This window comes from Lysinibacillus sp. EB106-09-02-XG168, from assembly GCF_058791475.1.
The window spans coordinates 948618-965114 of record NZ_JBYTDN010000003.1; the positions used below are offsets into that span (position 1 = coordinate 948618).

General features: G+C 37.5%; 16 protein-coding genes. 12 read left to right on the forward strand and 4 right to left on the reverse strand.

Annotated elements, in window-relative coordinates; all coding sequences use genetic code 11:
• The first annotated feature begins 16 nt into the window (after positions 1-16).
• The 7 genes from cyoE (at position 17) to AC3WSO_RS05445 (ending at position 7793) form a co-directional block, all read left to right on the forward strand.
• Complete coding sequence (gene cyoE / locus AC3WSO_RS05415; protein WP_492529357.1) at positions 17-934, forward strand: heme o synthase; 918 nt, start codon at positions 17-19, stop codon at positions 932-934.
• Between the two features lie 100 nt (positions 935-1034).
• Positions 1035-2123, forward strand: coding sequence for a cytochrome c oxidase subunit II (gene coxB / locus AC3WSO_RS05420; RefSeq protein WP_492529359.1), 1089 nt, complete (start codon positions 1035-1037; stop codon positions 2121-2123).
• A gap of 39 nt (positions 2124-2162) precedes the next feature.
• Complete coding sequence (gene ctaD / locus AC3WSO_RS05425) at positions 2163-4046, forward strand: cytochrome c oxidase subunit I (RefSeq protein WP_197141718.1); 1884 nt, start codon at positions 2163-2165, stop codon at positions 4044-4046.
• Entirely contained in the window at positions 4046-4672 is a 627-nt protein-coding gene (locus AC3WSO_RS05430; RefSeq protein ID WP_492529361.1) for a cytochrome c oxidase subunit 3, read from the forward strand. The genes ctaD and AC3WSO_RS05430 overlap by 1 nt, the downstream gene beginning before the upstream one ends.
• A gap of 1 nt (position 4673) precedes the next feature.
• Positions 4674-5018 carry a cytochrome C oxidase subunit IV family protein gene (locus AC3WSO_RS05435; protein ID WP_492529363.1) on the forward strand — a complete coding sequence of 115 codons (345 nt, stop codon included), beginning with the start codon at positions 4674-4676 and terminating at the stop codon, positions 5016-5018.
• Positions 5019-6039: 1021 nt separating this feature from the next.
• Positions 6040-6963 carry a cytochrome c oxidase assembly factor CtaG gene (gene ctaG / locus AC3WSO_RS05440; protein ID WP_492529365.1) on the forward strand — a complete coding sequence of 308 codons (924 nt, stop codon included), beginning with the start codon at positions 6040-6042 and terminating at the stop codon, positions 6961-6963.
• A gap of 368 nt (positions 6964-7331) precedes the next feature.
• Entirely contained in the window at positions 7332-7793 is a 462-nt protein-coding gene (locus tag AC3WSO_RS05445) for a DUF420 domain-containing protein (protein WP_492529367.1), read from the forward strand.
• A 60-nt stretch (positions 7794-7853) separates the two neighbouring features.
• On the opposite strand, the gene ytvI is transcribed toward AC3WSO_RS05445, so the two are convergent.
• Together ytvI and AC3WSO_RS05455 are read right to left on the reverse strand one after the other, a co-directional pair.
• Positions 7854-8918 carry a sporulation integral membrane protein YtvI gene (gene ytvI, locus AC3WSO_RS05450; protein ID WP_492529369.1) on the reverse strand — a complete coding sequence of 355 codons (1065 nt, stop codon included), beginning with the start codon at positions 8916-8918 and terminating at the stop codon, positions 7854-7856.
• Positions 8919-9122: 204 nt separating this feature from the next.
• The gene (locus tag AC3WSO_RS05455; protein ID WP_197141731.1) at positions 9123-9488 is read right to left on the reverse strand and encodes a YugN family protein; all 366 of its coding nucleotides are present in this window, start codon (positions 9486-9488) and stop codon (positions 9123-9125) included.
• 148 nt (positions 9489-9636) lie between these two features.
• Here AC3WSO_RS05455 and AC3WSO_RS05460 point away from each other — a divergent pair, with 148 nt between their 5' ends.
• A complete protein-coding gene (locus AC3WSO_RS05460; protein ID WP_492529371.1) occupies positions 9637-10758 on the forward strand; it encodes a CAP domain-containing protein in 1122 nt (373 codons plus the stop codon).
• Positions 10759-11025: 267 nt separating this feature from the next.
• Entirely contained in the window at positions 11026-12501 is a 1476-nt protein-coding gene (locus AC3WSO_RS05465; protein ID WP_492529373.1) for a UDP-N-acetylmuramoyl-L-alanyl-D-glutamate--2,6-diaminopimelate ligase, read from the forward strand.
• Here AC3WSO_RS05465 and AC3WSO_RS05470 read toward each other — a convergent pair.
• The gene (locus AC3WSO_RS05470) at positions 12482-12982 is read right to left on the reverse strand and encodes a PaaI family thioesterase (RefSeq protein ID WP_492529375.1); all 501 of its coding nucleotides are present in this window, start codon (positions 12980-12982) and stop codon (positions 12482-12484) included. The genes AC3WSO_RS05465 and AC3WSO_RS05470 overlap by 20 nt on opposite strands.
• Positions 12983-13069: 87 nt before the next feature.
• On the opposite strand from AC3WSO_RS05470, the gene AC3WSO_RS05475 reads away from it, so the two are divergent.
• From AC3WSO_RS05475 to AC3WSO_RS05485, 3 genes are all read left to right on the forward strand, one after another.
• Positions 13070-13516: a YlbF/YmcA family competence regulator gene (locus tag AC3WSO_RS05475; RefSeq protein WP_079559746.1), complete on the forward strand. Its 447-nt coding sequence runs from the start codon at positions 13070-13072 to the stop codon at positions 13514-13516.
• 180 nt (positions 13517-13696) lie between these two features.
• Entirely contained in the window at positions 13697-14749 is a 1053-nt protein-coding gene (locus tag AC3WSO_RS05480; protein ID WP_492529377.1) for a tartrate dehydrogenase, read from the forward strand.
• Positions 14750-14965: 216 nt separating this feature from the next.
• Complete coding sequence (locus tag AC3WSO_RS05485; protein WP_492529379.1) at positions 14966-15421, forward strand: DinB family protein; 456 nt, start codon at positions 14966-14968, stop codon at positions 15419-15421.
• A gap of 77 nt (positions 15422-15498) precedes the next feature.
• On the opposite strand, the gene AC3WSO_RS05490 is transcribed toward AC3WSO_RS05485, so the two are convergent.
• Positions 15499-16404: a glycerophosphodiester phosphodiesterase family protein gene (locus AC3WSO_RS05490; protein WP_492529381.1), complete on the reverse strand. Its 906-nt coding sequence runs from the start codon at positions 16402-16404 to the stop codon at positions 15499-15501.
• Between the last annotated feature and the right edge of the window lie 93 nt (positions 16405-16497).

The window sequence follows — 16497 nt, forward strand, 5'->3', positions numbered from 1 at the left end:
TGAAAGGAGAGGTATCATGTCAAACGGTCGTGCACTGGCGGCTACTAGAAATGGTGGACCAGCATCAACATCTGTTGTAAAAGATTTCTTAGCACTGATAAAAATTGGAATTGTTAACTCGAATCTTGTCACAACGTTTACAGGGATGTGGCTGGCATTTCAATTTACTAGTAGACACTTCTTGCAAGAGCTTGATGTCATATTGTTCACCATGCTGGGTGCAGCATTGATTATAGGTGGCTCGGGCGCAATGAATAACTTTATTGATCAAGATATTGACCCAATCATGAAAAGAACGAAGGCAAGACCGACAGTGACGGGTAGATTTAAGCCGAATTTTGTACTGACCATTGCCCTCTCATTTTTAATTGTAGGTGAAATTTTGTTATTTGCGGCATCGTTTGCGGCCGGCATGTGGGGACTTGTAGGAATATTTGCTTATGTTGTTCTGTACTCAATGTGGTCAAAGAGAAAGCATGTTAGTAACACGGTTGTAGGAAGTATTTCGGGGGCAATCCCACCAGTTATTGGGTTTGCAGCTGTGGAGCCTACATTAGGTGCTGGAGCACTTGCCTTATTCCTGATCATGTTTGCGTGGCAACCACCGCATTTTTATGCACTTGCTATGAAACGTACTGAGGAATATCGTGCAGCTAATATACCAATGCTACCTGTAGTAAAGGGATTTAAACGAACTAAGTACTCAATGTTATTCTGGATTCTTTTATTATTACCGTTACCTTTCCTTTTACCGGAGCTTGGGATTGGCTTCTTAATTCTTGCGACTGCATTGAACTTGGGCTGGTTGATTCTAGCTTTTAAAGGTTTTACGACAAAAGATGATATGAAATGGGCAAATAAAATGTTTATCTATTCTTTGAATCATATGACCATACTATTTGTATCCATCATAATTTTTGCGTTGTTTAGCTAAATGTAGGAATTCTTTCTTTTCTTAAAGAATTCATATAGACAGAACTGATGTCCTAGGTACACATGAAAATACAACAAAGAAAGAGGGGTTTAATTAAGCTATGATGAAAGGGCTTAAAAAGTGGCGTCTTTTTTCACTACTAGCAGTGATGATGGTTTTCCTTTCTGGTTGTGGTGAAGATTATATTTCTGCACTGAAACCGTCTGGCCAAGTAGGTAAAGAACAATTCAATCTATTAATGCTAGCTACAGGAATTATGACGTTAGTTGTAGTAGTAGTATCCGTTGTCTATTTACTTGCATTCTTAAAATTCCGCCGCGCAAAAGTTGGCGAAAATGTGATTCCTAAGCAAGTAGAAGGAAGTCACACACTTGAAGTGATTTGGACAGTTATACCAATTATTTTATTATTAATCTTAGCTGTACCAGTTGTTACGGCTACTTACAAATTTGCAGATGTTGCTGCGATGGACGAAGTAGATGAAAACGGTGACAAAACAGCACTTACAGTAAATGTAACTGCAAAATTATATTGGTGGGAGTTTGAATACCCTAACCAAGGTATTGTAACGGCACAAGAATTAGTTGTACCAACAGGTCAAAAAGTTTACTTTAACTTAAAAGCTGCCGATGTTAAGCACTCATTCTGGATTCCTGCTGTGGGCGGTAAAATGGATACGAACGTAGATAACTTGAACAAGTTCTATCTAGAATTCGATAAAGAATCAAAAGACCTTAAAGACGGCGTATTCTATGGTAAATGTGCTGAGTTATGTGGTCCTTCACATGCATTAATGGACTTCAAAGTTAAAGCATTAAGCCCAGATGCCTTCGATACATGGGTAGCTTCAATGAAAGCAACAGATGGGAAAAAGGCTGACAAAGCTTCAACAGATCTAGGGGAAGCAAAATTTGCTCAGAGCTGTATGGGTTGTCATGCTGTATCAGGTACAAGTGGTGCTGGCACACCAGGTCCTAACTTAGCTACTTTTGGTGACCGTAACCGTGTTGCTGGTTTCTTAGAACATAATGAAGAAAACTTAAAAGATTGGATTCAAGATCCTGGCAAATTCAAACCAGGTAACTTAATGATGAATCCAGATGGTACTGCGCCGATTTATGGCGACTTAACTGATGAAGAAATTCAAGCTCTTGCAACGTATATCATGGGCTTATCTGTTGAGAAATAATTTTAGTTTTATGTAACAAACTTGAGGGAGGTAAAAGTTGTGAGCTCATACACACAGAAAAAGGGCTTTGGAGCAACTGTCTGGGACTACATTACAACTGTTGACCATAAAAAGTTAGCGGTAATGTATTTATTAGCCGGTACACTGTTCTTTGCTATCGCTGGTTTTGAAGCGTTATTAATGCGTATTCAATTAATGAAACCGAATAACGACTTCGTTTCAGCTGGTTTTTTCAATGAATTATTAACAATGCACGGAACAACAATGTTATTCCTAGCTGCGACTCCATTACTATTCGCATTTATGAACATGCTTGTACCATTACAAATTGGTGCGCGTGACGTAGCATTCCCGTTCCTTAACTCTTTAGGGTTCTGGTTATTCTTCCTAGGTGCAGTATTCCTTCACCTATCATTCTTTATGGGTGGCGCTCCTGATGCGGGCTGGACGTCTTATGCATCATTATCTTTATATTCTCCTGGACATGGTATTGACTTCTATGTTCTCGGTTTACAAATATCAGGTGCAGGTACGTTAATTTCAGGTCTTAACTTTATCGTTACGATTATTACAATGCGTGCTCCAGGTATGACATTTATGCGTATGCCATTATTCACTTGGACTTCTCTAGTATCAAGTGCATTAATCCTATTCGCATTCCCTCCATTAACAATTGGTTTATTAATGATGTTATTTGACCGTATGTTCGGTGGTAACTTCTTTGACCATTTAATGGGTGGTAACACAATTATTTGGGAACACTTATTCTGGATCTTCGGACACCCAGAAGTTTATATCTTAGTATTACCAGCGTTCGGTTTATTCTCTGAGATTATTCCAGCGTTCTCTCGTAAACGTTTATTCGGATACTCTTCAATGGTATTCGCAACAATTTTAATCGGTTTCTTAGGGTTCATGGTTTGGGCTCACCACATGTTTACAGTTGGTCTTGGGCCAACAGCTAACGCAATCTTTGCTGTTGCAACAATGGCAATTGCGGTTCCAACAGGTATGAAAGTATTCAACTGGATCTTAACTATTTGGGGCGGATCTATTAAAGTTACAACACCAATGCTTTATGCACTTGGTTTCATCCCATCATTCGTTGCGGGTGGTGTTACAGGGGTAATGCAAGCATCTGCACCTCTTGACTACCAATTACACGATTCTTACTTTATCGTTGCTCACTTCCACTACGTAATAGTTGGTGGTATCGTAACAGCGTTATTTGGTTCAGCGCACTTCTACTGGCCAATTTTCTTCAACCGTATGTTAAACGAAACACTTGGTAAAATTACTTTCTGGGTATTCTTTATCGGATTCCATTTAACGTTCTTCGTTCAACACTTCTTAGGTTTAATGGGTATGCCACGTCGCGTATTCACTTACATGGAAGGTCAAGGTTGGGATCAGTTCAACTATATCTCTACAATCGGTGCATTAATGATGGGTGTAGGGGTTATCTTAATGGTAATCAACTGCTTAATGTCAATCAAAGGCAAACCAGCAGGACGCGATCCATGGGGCGATGGACGTACTTTAGAATGGTCAATTCCACAACCAATCCCATTCTATAACTTCCGTCAAACACCTCTTGTTCGTGGTTTAGATCCTTGGTGGATTGAAAAGCAAGAAGGTAATAAAGAAGTTACATTTGCTGAGCCAATCGGTGATATTCATATGCCAAACAACTCAGCTATCCCATTTGTTATTTCTATGGGTATGTTTATCGCAGCATTCGGTGCTCTTTACAATCCAGATGCAGATAAACCATGGTCAATTTATATTTTAATTGCTGGTCTTGCAATTACATTTGGTGCTATGATTTTCCGTTCTGTTAAGGACGATCACGGCTTCCACTTACACAAAGAAGAAATTCTTGAAATTGAAGAACATCTTTACGGCAAAGGAGGAAATAAATAATGGATTTCAATACTAAATTTACTCCTCATACTTGGCCAGATCATCCTGAACAAGCTACGATGGAAGGGAAAAATAAAGTTGTTGGTTTCTGGATTTTCCTTGCCTGTGAAGTTGTACTTTTCGCAAGTTTATTCGCTACTTACTTAGCGCTTAAGAACAAAGGGCCAGCTGGCATGGAGTTCACAACACAAAGTTTATTTGAATTACCTTTAGCTTTCGCTATGACGATGTTATTATTAACATCTTCACTAACGTCTGTTTATGCCATTTACCATATGCGTAACTTTAACTTTAAGGCTATGCAAACTTGGTTTGGTATAACATTACTTTTAGGTCTTGGATTCTTAGGTCTAGAAATTTATGAATTCAATCATTATGTAGGTCGTGGTTTTACATTTGACCAATCTGCATTCTCAACTGCGTTTTATTCATTAGTTGGTACACATGGTTTCCACGTAACATTAGGTCTTGTGTGGATTGCTACGTTAATGCTTCGTAATGCTAAACGTGGTCTTAACTTATACAATGCACCTAAATTCTTCGTGGCTGCATTATATTGGCACTTTATCGACGTAGTTTGGGTATTCATCTTTACAGTAGTTTACTTGATGGGAGTGATCGGATAATATGTCATCACACGATACACCTATAGTTGCTAAGACACAGGCACAATACGAGTATGATCGTCATCATAATGCCGTTCATATGCGTAAACAAGTTATCAACTTTGCGATTATGATTTTCTTTACGTTTATCGCATTCGCAGTAGTTGCTGCTGATTTTTCTAAATACTTAGTATTACCGCTTATTTTATTGCTTGCTGGTGTTCAAGTTGTTCTTCAACTTTACGCTTTCATGCACTTAGAAGACAAAAAAACACACTTCGGTGGTGTAATTGGCTTCTTCATGTGGATGGGTATTTTAATCGCATTTACATTCTTCTTAGCATTTTTAACAATCATTTGGTGGTAATCACCAAAAAAAGCACGTTCTCTACTTACTGTAGGAACGTGCTTTTCTTTTTGGGTTCTATAATAGTTCCATCAATTATAAGGTGGAGTTGAATACTTCGGCATTACTAACATTAATCCTTCAGCAAAATGAAGGGTTGATTTCCGTTACGACTGGGCGCTTTGTTGCTGTCGCTTCGCTTTCGCACAGTTAAAACATTTGTTGTTGCTGTCGCTTCGCTTTCGCACAGTTAAAACATTTGTTGTTGCTGTCGCTTCGCTTTCGCACAGAGCAGAGTGGGCGTCCGATGAGAAGCTTCGCTACGCTGCAGGGTCTAGGGTCAACAAGATGTTGGTTACGAAGGCGTTATCACAGGATGTGATGCTTTTAGCCTTCGTTCCTCTGACGCTGATTCCCGAGTCGCCCAGTCTCCACTCAACTTATCTACATGACATACTTTTTAACAAGATGACATCCAACTTTTAGTTTTATAGACTTCCACCTTCCAATGAGCAAAAACACAACTTTAGCAAAAAAATTTCACATGCCGAAAACGAAGTGTCAGCGGCAACGATGTACAATTACGTCACTGTAATAAGTCTACTCAGTTCAATTATGATGCGTTGTCATAGTGTCCAATTTTGAAATATATAAAATTTATAAAAATTCTACGCTATTGTTGAGTTGATTGGAGTGGAAGGCTACTCGACTCCCGTGGGAAAGCGAGACAGGCGAGACCCTGAGGCCAACATGATGTTGGTCACGAAGGCATTGTCACAGGACGTGACGCATTTAGCCTTCGTTCCTTTAGCGGAGGAAGCGGCTGGCTCGACGCTCGCCCACAGGAAAGCGAGTAGCCTGGAACGGAAATCATCCTCATTAAAGCGCCACAACATTTACAAGATTTCCTTTACTATATTGTTTTTCAACACCATAAAACAACATTATATTGTCGTTAGTAATTTGTTCACCTTTCGTTCATTGCAGAATGTTTGTAAGCGTTCTATAATAGGGATACTGAAGTTAAAGGAGTGCGTTTTGTATGCCACTTAGTATATTTGGTTTCCAAGCTTTATGGAGCCCATACTTAATAGGGGTTCTTGTTTTTATAACAGTCATCTATTTTCTAGTCACAACAAAGTGGCGCAAGGATTTTAAAGTAAGTGAGCCTTTGAAAAAAGGAGAGGCTATTTATTTTGTATTGGCGATGGTAACGATATATATTATTAAAGGTTCTCCAATAGATTTAATGGCGCACATTATGTTTACAATGCATATGGTTCAAATGGCTATTTTATTGTTACTTGTACCGATTTTCTTAATTAAGGGGATTCCTTGGTGGGTATGGAAAGTTGCGATTGAAGCACCAGTTGTTAGATCTTTATTTAAAGTATTTACATTTCCCGTCGCTGCAGTATTTGTGTTTATTGGTCTGTTTTCTTTCTATCACTTACCTGCAGTGCTAGACTACATTAAATTAAACGAAACTCTACATGGTACATATACATTTGTATTATTTGTTTCTGCTGTCTTAATGTACTGGCCTTTGATTCAAAAGATGCCAAATCAACCACAAATGAAGCCTTTGCATAAATTAGCCTATATCATCGCTAATGCGGTATTAATTACACCTGCGTGTGCGTTAATTATTTTTGCACCAAACGCTATGTATGAAACATATACAAATGGTGAAGCATGGCTAAAAGCAATGGAACTTTGTGTACCAGTTGCTACACTATCTAGTTTATCTCTTTCAGGACCAGAGCTCTTTACAAATATGACATCTGTCGCTGATCAGCAATTAGGCGGCGTTTTAATGAAGATTTTACAAGAGCTTATTTTTGGTGTATTACTAGGGGCGATTTTCCTTAATTGGTATCGTGCAGAACAAAAGGATCCGGATAAAATTACTGCCGATGCTTTAAAAGAGCATCAAAAGAAATGGGAAAGCCAGCAGCAACATTAGTTGTAAAAAAGAAATTTTAACTTCTTTCAACAGGTGTCCAAATACCTGTCGCTACGCTTTCAGTACAAAAGAGGAACTCAGTCTAAGAGCGCCACGTCCTGTGACAAGAGTGACCAACATCGTGTTGGCATAGAGCCTCCGGCGGATGTCACGGAATCGGAAAAGGAGTTCTTAGGGATGTTAGCCTAAAAACATCGCATTCAAGCGATAACGGCTAACTAACCTGCATCGATAAAAACGCCACGTCCTTTGGCATTATCGAAATGACCGACATCGTGTCGGCCCTTGTGCAGGCCTAAACACAAAGCCGATTCCGGACGTAATTATGCCGAGGTATAATTGATTTTAAAGTATAAGGGGTTTTGTTAATGGAATTGCAAATTTTGCCTACTATAAGTACATCATTCATCGTTATTAGTGCTGTACTTGTAGCTATTGGTTGGGGCTTAATTATAAAAAGAAAAGTTGAGGCACATAAAAAAGTAATGCTTGCAGCAGGTGTCGCAGCACTTATCTTCTTTATTATTTATGCTTCACGTACAATCTTTATTGGTAACACAGCGTTTGGTGGTGGAGAAGATTTAAAACCATATTATACGTTCTTCTTAATTTTCCATATTACGCTTGCAACATCTGGAGCAGTATTTGGTATTGTTAGTATCATCTCTGGTTTGAAAATGAATCTTAAGCTTCACCGTCGTATTGGACCGATTACAAGTATTATTTGGTTCTTCGTAGCTATTACCGGAGTTCTTGTTTACATGTTACTTTATATTTTATTTGAGCCAGGTGAAACAACATCTGTCATTAAAGCTATTTTAGGCTTTTAACTTCTTGCAGCTGGTGTCATTGAGCTGAAGCATAATTGATCAAAAAGATCTCCCTCCTTTTTATTTTTGAGAAGGAGGGAGATTTTTTATGGATGTTTGGTTAAATAAGGACTGAACAACAACAAAGAGTAAAGGGCCGATTAAAATACCAACAAATCCAAACATTTCAAAACCGATAAACATTGCAATAAAAGTTGTGAGTGAGGAGAGTCCAACTTTATTTCCAATCACTCTAGGTTCAATCATACGTCGAACTAAAAATAGTGCGATTGTTAATACGACTAGCATAACAGCAAAAATATAATCACCTGTAAAGGCCTTATATAGTGCCCAAGGAAGAAGCAAAATGAATGAGTCTAAAAAAGGAACGAAGTCTAAAATGACTAACAAGAGTGATAAAACAAGTGGGAATGGGGTTTTTAAAAAATAAAAAGTCCCAAAAGATATAGCTAAAATACAAATACCAACAAAAAATTGTGCTTTCATAAAACCAAATAAAGCAAGTTTCACACGCTGTCCAATAAAGAGTATTTTTTGTTGATAGTGAAACGAAATAGGTGCTAACATTTTACGGTTAATATTCGGTAATTCTAAAAGGAACATATATAACACAATCCAATAAACAAAAATATCAAACAAACGAGAAGTAATATACGTAAGTAAAGATGACCAAACATTTACATTTGTTAAAGAAAGAGCATATTTCTCAATTGAAGAAAGAGCTTGTGCTATCATAAGTTGAATTTGTATAACAAGATCTAAGGGCAAACGATGCGTGTAGTTGGAGAGCTTGGATTGCATTTGAATCCATATTGCTGAGAGCTGATTGAGGTACTCTGGAATATCAATGATGAATATTGAAAATTGTTTCCAGCTTATAAATATGATGAGAATACATAATAATAATGTCACAATTGAAAAGATCATAAAAAAAATAGATGCGACTATTTTTCGTTTTTTTCGGAACCGTTTACTAAGTCGTATGATGACAGGTTCCAATAATAATGCAGTTACGTAGGCAAGCAGTATCGGTAATGACAGGGATATAAACCAGAGAATTGCAATTCCTATCGCTATAACGATTATCGGATGGCGAAAAAAAGGGCTTTTTAAAAATTGTAACATTTATCTCACCTACATCATGTAAAAGATATAGTTAGTATGAGAAGAAATAAAATTTTTACTCAAAATAAAAAAGACTGGACCACCAGTCTTTTCAGTTTAGCTATTGCACTGCATGCTATTGCCGTTACTGTTACCTGATAAAAAATATAAAAATGATTTCGATGTTTAATCGACATATATGCACCGTGAAATAACTATCTAAAATTACGCATGAATTTCAAAATCTTGTAAGTCTAATTTAACCTTTTTTAAGATTTCTTCACATTTTTTTACAAGATGAGCTGGATAAACTTCATCATCACCATACTCTACACCGTGTGGATAGTAGTACTTACCAAGTACTGGTTTCATTAATGTCAGGATTGCATCGTGTGCACCAACATCACCTGATTTAGCATATGAGAATACACGTAGGTAATAACGTCCCTCACGAGTATCGAAACGCTTATCAAATGTCATACGTTCGTAGTCCCAGCCGCCATCACATTCTAAACCGTTTTTTTTCATGACGCTTACAATAAGTTCTTGATCAGCTGTTAAATTTTCAAGGTTAGTATTTTCAAAATACATCTCTAATCCTCCTTTAGGTTCTCGTACAAAGTATACGCTCATTTTTATAATAGAGCATATTCGACATTGTTGCAATGACAACATTGTGTCAACCCAACTACAATTGATATAATAGTTTTAGAATAATCGTGATAAGAAGGAGTCATGTATGAAAGCTTTATTTCGCATTTTTATGGCATGTGCTGCAATTGCGTTGATTGGCTTTATGTTTTTCAATACACCACGTGAAAACGAGCCGCTAAAAGGCCCGAATGCCAATTCAAATATCATTCCCAAAACCGAGTTAACCCAACCTGAAATGGGGGCTATGCCACGTCCGAAAAGCGGGATGTCGACATTAATCGGTAAAGAAATAAAGGCAGTTTTAGATAAATATGGTGAACCAGTGCGAAAGGAACCATCGCCCTTTGGTTATGATTGGTGGATCTACAATGCAAGTCCTTCCAAATTTTTTATGGTAGGCGTTGAAAATAATGTGGTGACACAAGTTTATCTAGCTGGTGAAGATTTAGATGCTTCCCCATTTAAGGTTGGTCAGAAGCGTGATGATATATACCGAATGACTATCATTGATTACGAAGTAACTGCGAATGTTGGTGAAAATATTTTCTCTTTCTCTATGAGTGAAGAAGATATGCAGACACGGTTGCTTGTAAAATTCGATGGACTGTTTGCACAACTCTATCTCGATAGAGAAACGAGTGAGCTACAAGGCATACGCTTCACTAATAGTAAAACTCTTGTTCTTCATCAACCTTATGAAATGACTTATCAAGGCGAGCTAGTTATACCAACACCACCTTCTTCCTTTTTACAGAAGGAAATTAATGAAGCAAGTGCTGCGCAACTTGACGATTTAATAAATGTAGCAAGAGTTCAACATGATTTATCTCCATTAAATATTGATGAATCAATAGAAGAAGTTGCAAATATGCATAGTGAAGACATGAAGGTTCAAAATTTCGTTGGCCATGAATCACCAACAAATGGAGATTTAAAAAAGAGATTAGAAACACAGGGAATCGAATATAGTGAGGCGAATGAAAATCTTGCGACTGATTATTTTGATGCTATCGAAGCAATGCATGGCTGGCTTAATTCAACTGAGCATCGAAAAATCATATTAAATGATTTATATACTACAGTGGGATCTGGAGTTTTTTTAAACTATTATACGCAAATATTGTTAGAATCTTCTTCACGGGAGCTGGATAGTGAGAATAAAGACTCTAAGGAACCAGTAGAAAATATTGATGAATCATCACCTTAAAGAGAAACTTGATCTATGGAGTTTTTCTTCACCTCACTAGTTTTTAATAATCAAGCGTTTACGGGAAAGTGATCTATTTCCGTTTTCGTTACAACTAAAATGCTGGAATATATAGAAATCAAAGGCTGAAGATACACTTGGCAAAATCAAGTGCATCTTCAGTCTTTTTCGTTAGACGAAAAAGAAAAGCACAATGGCCAACTACAATTTTCGTCACACCATTATATACGCCGTCATATGCTAGAGAACCGAAGGGGGGAATGAAGCTTGCAATTAGCTGAGCTATTAAAAGACTGGCCGTGTAGTGTAACTGGAGGATCTATTCGTACAAATATTACAGGCGTTGAGGATTATGCTCAGGCAGTAAAACCTGGGGATATTTTCATTGTACGTAAAGGTAAGAAAACAACGGGAAGTCGTTTTGTAAAAGAAGCATTAGCTCGGGGAGCTGCCGCTATAGTATCAGAGGAAAGTATTGCAATACCAATTACTGATCAAAGTATTCCTTTTGTTTGGGTTCCGAATACATCCTTATTTTTATCGTATGCGAGTGCAAAGCTTTCAGCCTTTCCGGCGGAAGCATTAACAGTCATTGCGGTTACGGGTACAAATGGTAAAACAACAGTGAGTCATTTTGTGAGCCAATTGCTAAGAGCTCTACATAAAAACGTCGCGGTTATTGGAACTGTAGGATTTTTTATCAATGAACAGAAACAACAAACAGTGCATGAGCAATTAACTACATTACAGGCAAAAGAGTTGCACCCGATTTTAAAGCAATGTGTACGAAATGGTGTTACACATGTTGTTTTAGAAGCTTCATCAATGGGGTTACAGCAACATAGGCTTGATCACTGTGATATCGATTGTGGTGTTTTTTTAAATTTAACGGAGGATCATTTAGAAGATCATGGAGGACTTGAAGCTTATAAGCGTGCGAAAAAAAGGTTGGCTGATTTGTCAAAAAAGCTTGTGCTAAATGGGGATGATAATTTTTGCCGTTCCGTTGGTATTTATGATAAGAAAAAATCCTGCTCATTCGGCTTTGATAATCATAATGATTTACATATCCAAATTGTTAGTGAATCAATTGGAAAAACGGTGCTTTGTTTACAAACGTCCTCGAGTGAACATATTGTAGAAATTCCTTTTAACGGAAAATATCATGTGCAAAATGCTATAGCTGCGTTAATGACTTTATGGCGACTAGGTTTTTCAATTGAAGATCTAGCGGAGCATATGTGGTTGTTAAGGCTACCTGAAGGAAGGCTTGAGAAAATAGACAATCCATTTGGGGTTGACGTGTATGTAGATTATGCGCATACGGCCGAGGCATTACAGGCTGTTTTGCAAACTTTGGATCGTTCTAAAAACCTTTACCTTGTATTTAGCTGTGGGGGAAATCGAGATAAGGCGAAACGTTTTGCGATGGGAGCGGTAGCTAGTAAGTATGCGGATGTCATCTTTTTAACAACGGATAATCCACGTGATGAGGATCCTATTTTAATTAATGAAAGTATTATTGCTGGTTTTACTGAGCAGCAATATTATGAAATCTATTTAGATCGAAAAGTTGCTATTCATCAAGCGCTAGCAAAGGCAGAAAAAGGCGATATTGTACTTGTTGCCGGAAAAGGGCATGAACAAACCCAACAAATAAAAAATCAAAAATTCCCTTTTTCCGATCAACAATGTATTCGAGATTACTTTTTAAATCTTATGTCTAAGGACGGCGTTGAATAACAAAGAAAGATCCCGTCGCAATAGCAAGTCTTCGTCCAGTCTCATCCTCGATATCACATTCCATCACAATTGTCTGGCGCCCTTTATGGACGAAACGCCCACGAGCGATTAGTTCCTTGTTCGTTGTTGTAGCAATATAAGAGATATTCATATTTGTTGTGACAACATTAAAGCCTTCTGGCACTGACCGCGAGGCAAGTCCGCCCATTGCTGCATCTGCAATTGTTGCAATAATCCCACCGTGTGGTACCTTAATAGTATTATGGATAACAGGTGTAATGGGAATACGAACTTCACTAACTTCGGGTTCAAATTTGCCTACCATATGTAAAGCAGCATTAATATAACGTCGATGAATACCTTGTTGTTTATCGCGAAGCCCAGACAATAAATGTAGTAAGACTTCCTCATCTTCAGCCGTGCTATGTTGTAAAATCTCTGCAAGTAATTGTTCTATATGTTCTTTAGATGATGGTACCAATTTAAAAACTCCTTCATATAAAAGTATCAATAATGTAAAATTACCATAAAATCTGTTATGATGGAAAAGAGATTGGGGGAATTAAAAATGATGATGACCTCTGACTGGGCAATCATTTTGGATGAGGCCGATGCGCTTTGTGAGATGATTCTTTCCTCTGAGCCTGCGAAAGCGCTGCAACAAGCTTATGATGATGTGTATAGCGACGTCCAAATAGTGGAAGCTATTTACGCTTTCAATCGCATGAAAGAACAGTACGAAGATGTACAACGTTTCGGAAAATATCATCCGGACTATCATACAATTATGAAATCGATTCGTCAGCAAAAGCGCGCACTCGATTTAAATGAAAAGGTTTCGGCATTGAAACTTGCTGAGAACGATTTTCAAGATTTGCTTGACCAAATAAGCTTGCTTATAGGGAAAACGGTTTCTGAAGCGGTAAAAGTTCCTGTAAGTAATCCGTTCTTTGCATCAGGTTCTTCATGTGGTGGAGGATGTGGCTCAGGTGGTTCTTGCTCATGCTCTGCTTAACAAAAGGCAATGCTTTTTAATAGACTATATACAAAACTCGAGTGAGTTTGTATATAGTTTTTTTATTACTATATTATGTTGTAGCGCACAGCAACATACATCAGGACGAAATTGCTGAATAAAAATAAAACTTGTATAGTAATTGAATAGGCTATATAGAAATTAAAGGAGGATAAATAGATGAAGACTTATCGAATTGCCGTTATACCAGGAGATGGGATTGGTAAAGAGGTAGTACCTGCGGCGATAGAAGTGCTTAATAAAGCTGCTCAACTAGATGGCAGCTTTCAATTTGAATGGACAACATTCCCATGGGGCTGTGATTATTATTTAGAGACGGGTAAAATGATGCCTGATAATGGTATTGAAATTTTAAAAGGTTATGATCAAATCTTTTTAGGCGCTGTAGGTATGCCCGATTTAGTACCAGATCATATTTCATTATGGGGACTACTGATTAAAATCCGCCGTGAGATGAAACAATCTATTAATGTGCGTCCAGCAAAGCTACTTAAAGGTTTGCCTTCACCTTTACGTAACCCAAATGGCTTTGATTTTGTAGTTGTACGTGAAAACTCAGAAGGAGAGTATGCTGAGAGTGGTGGCAGAATACATAGTGGACAAGATGAAGTTGCTATCCAAAATGCTATTTTCACGAGGAAGGGAACAGAGCGGGCAATGCGATATGCATTTGAAATGGCGAAAACTCGACGTCAGCATGTTACAAGTGCCACAAAATCTAACGGAATTACGTATAGTATGCCTTTTTGGGATGAAGTATTTGCGCAAGTAGGTAAGGATTATGAGGACATAGGCCAAGTATCTAATCATATTGATGCTTTAGCTGCTTTTTTAGTGATGAAGCCAGAAAACTTTGATGTAATTGTTGCATCAAATTTATTTGGGGATATTTTAACCGACTTAGGTGGTGCAATTATGGGCAGCATCGGAATTGCACCAGCTGCAAATCTAAATATAGAACGACAATATCCATCCATGTTTGAACCAGTTCATGGCTCAGCTCCTGACATTGCAGGACAAGGGATTGCAAATCCTCTTGGACAAATTTGGACAGGAAAAATGATGCTTGATTTCTTAGGCTATCATGAGATTGGTACAAAAGTGCTGAATGCGATGGAAGCAACATTAGCGCAAGGTATTAAAACAGGTGATTTGGGAGGAAAAGCAACATTACGTGATGTAACGGAAGCGGTATTACATCATTTACAATAAAGTGGAATTAAAATGTCATTACCAAAAGTAGTGGGTGACATTTATTAAAACGTATGCCATTCATCCTCATTCCGTAAAAACGCTTACTTTTGAGGGTGGTGATAACCCACACGTTATGGTAATAATAGGACTTTAAACAGTGGGGATTTTCATCAGCGCGACTGTTTATTGGTCTTTGCTAAAACTTACTAAAAAATTTAAGGGGTGTAGGGCTACATGATCAAGTTTTTTCAGTATAACTGGCAAGTAAGAGACGAATGGTTCGAGTGGTGTAATCAGCTAAGTATAGAGGAATTGTTGCAGAAAAGAATTGGTGGAGTAGGTAGTATTCTATATACACTTTTTCATATTATTGAAGTTGAATATAGCTGGATTCGTGGCATTATGGGTGAAAGAGACAGAATATTCGATTTTGATGAATATAGAACGCTTGAAAAAGTAAAAAATCTCTCAATTGAATTACAAGACGAAATTATTGGATTTTTGAAGCATAATGAGAATTTAAGCGATGAAATCGTAAAGGTTTCTTGGGATACTAATACTTATACAAAAAATGATATTCTACACCATACTATTGCACATGAAATTCATCATATCGGGCAGCTTTCTGTGTGGGCGAGAGAATTAAATTTATCCCCGGTACCTGCTAATTTTATAAGAAGAAAATATTAAAATAAAAGGTAAGGGCTATAAAAAGCAGCCCTTACCCACCAATTGCGTTAGCCTAATAGAAGTTAAGTTCCATTCCATTATTCTTGTTTTTGTAGTATTTCTACTGCAATATCAGGTCGATCTGTAACAATACCTTTTGCACCATTGTGAATTAATTTATTCATTGTTGGGGCATCATTGATTGTCCAATAATGAACAGGGATATTTAAATTGCTTAAAAACTGAATAAACTTCGGAGAATCTAGGTTAATTACTCCTGATTTAGGTGGTATTTGGAATACATCTACCTTTGGATGATATAAATGTCCGAACTGGCTTGAGAAAGAAGCGAATGCTTTACGAACATCTGATTCGCCTGCACCTAGTGCAACTTGATTTTGAGCATATAAATTAAAGCGATCAATCTGTTCGCCGTAGAAGCTTGTAACAACTACTCGATTCTCAGCACCAAGCTCTTCAATTAAACGCCATAGTTTAGATGGCATTAAACTTCCTTCATACGTATCTGGCGCGTCTTTAATATCAATATTCACCAACATATTTGGATAAGATTGTAGAAGTTCGCGTAAAGTTACAACGTCTATTTTTTCATTTCGATAAGAAAATTCCCCATCCAAATCTTCAAATTGATAACCGTGGTTTAATGCATTTATTTCTGCTAAAGTCATGTCTGCAACAAGTCCATAGCCATCAGTCGTACGATCAACAGTATCATCATGGAAAACGATAATTTCCTCATCTTTAGTTAAGCGAATATCTATTTCAAAGCCTTGAACACCTAACTGCATGGCTTTTTCAAAAGCAGGCATTGTATGCTCAGGTGCTAAATGAGCACCGCCACGATGTGCGAGAATAATTGGGTGATCAAATTGTAATGCTTGTTTACCTTCTCGTTGTTGAGGTTTAGAAATAGCTTTACTACCTGCCCAAGCGGCTGCACTTGCCGCTGCGATTGCAAGCGCAATTTTTGTTTTCTTACCCATATTCGTCCTCCTTAACAATTAAAATAATATAAATAGTACTGACAATTTCACTTTTAAATTTTCAGTGAGCAAACAAAAAATTATAACTTAAAC

What these genes read in the sequence shown, in the direction of transcription:
- cyoE (WP_492529357.1), top strand. Translation starts at nt 17, where the DNA reads ATGTCAAACGGTCGTGCACTGGCGGCTACTAGAAATGGTGGACCAGCA.
- coxB (WP_492529359.1), top strand. Translation starts at nt 1,035, where the DNA reads ATGATGAAAGGGCTTAAAAAGTGGCGTCTTTTTTCACTACTAGCAGTG.
- AC3WSO_RS05430 (WP_492529361.1), top strand. Translation starts at nt 4,046, where the DNA reads ATGGATTTCAATACTAAATTTACTCCTCATACTTGGCCAGATCATCCT.
- AC3WSO_RS05435 (WP_492529363.1), top strand. Translation starts at nt 4,674, where the DNA reads ATGTCATCACACGATACACCTATAGTTGCTAAGACACAGGCACAATAC.
- ctaG (WP_492529365.1), top strand. Translation starts at nt 6,040, where the DNA reads ATGCCACTTAGTATATTTGGTTTCCAAGCTTTATGGAGCCCATACTTA.
- AC3WSO_RS05445 (WP_492529367.1), top strand. Translation starts at nt 7,332, where the DNA reads ATGGAATTGCAAATTTTGCCTACTATAAGTACATCATTCATCGTTATT.
- ytvI (WP_492529369.1), bottom strand. Translation starts at nt 8,918, where the DNA reads ATGTTACAATTTTTAAAAAGCCCTTTTTTTCGCCATCCGATAATCGTT.
- AC3WSO_RS05455 (WP_197141731.1), bottom strand. Translation starts at nt 9,488, where the DNA reads ATGTATTTTGAAAATACTAACCTTGAAAATTTAACAGCTGATCAAGAA.
- AC3WSO_RS05460 (WP_492529371.1), top strand. Translation starts at nt 9,637, where the DNA reads ATGAAAGCTTTATTTCGCATTTTTATGGCATGTGCTGCAATTGCGTTG.
- AC3WSO_RS05475 (WP_079559746.1), top strand. Translation starts at nt 13,070, where the DNA reads ATGATGATGACCTCTGACTGGGCAATCATTTTGGATGAGGCCGATGCG.
- AC3WSO_RS05480 (WP_492529377.1), top strand. Translation starts at nt 13,697, where the DNA reads ATGAAGACTTATCGAATTGCCGTTATACCAGGAGATGGGATTGGTAAA.
- AC3WSO_RS05485 (WP_492529379.1), top strand. Translation starts at nt 14,966, where the DNA reads ATGATCAAGTTTTTTCAGTATAACTGGCAAGTAAGAGACGAATGGTTC.
- AC3WSO_RS05490 (WP_492529381.1), bottom strand. Translation starts at nt 16,404, where the DNA reads ATGGGTAAGAAAACAAAAATTGCGCTTGCAATCGCAGCGGCAAGTGCA.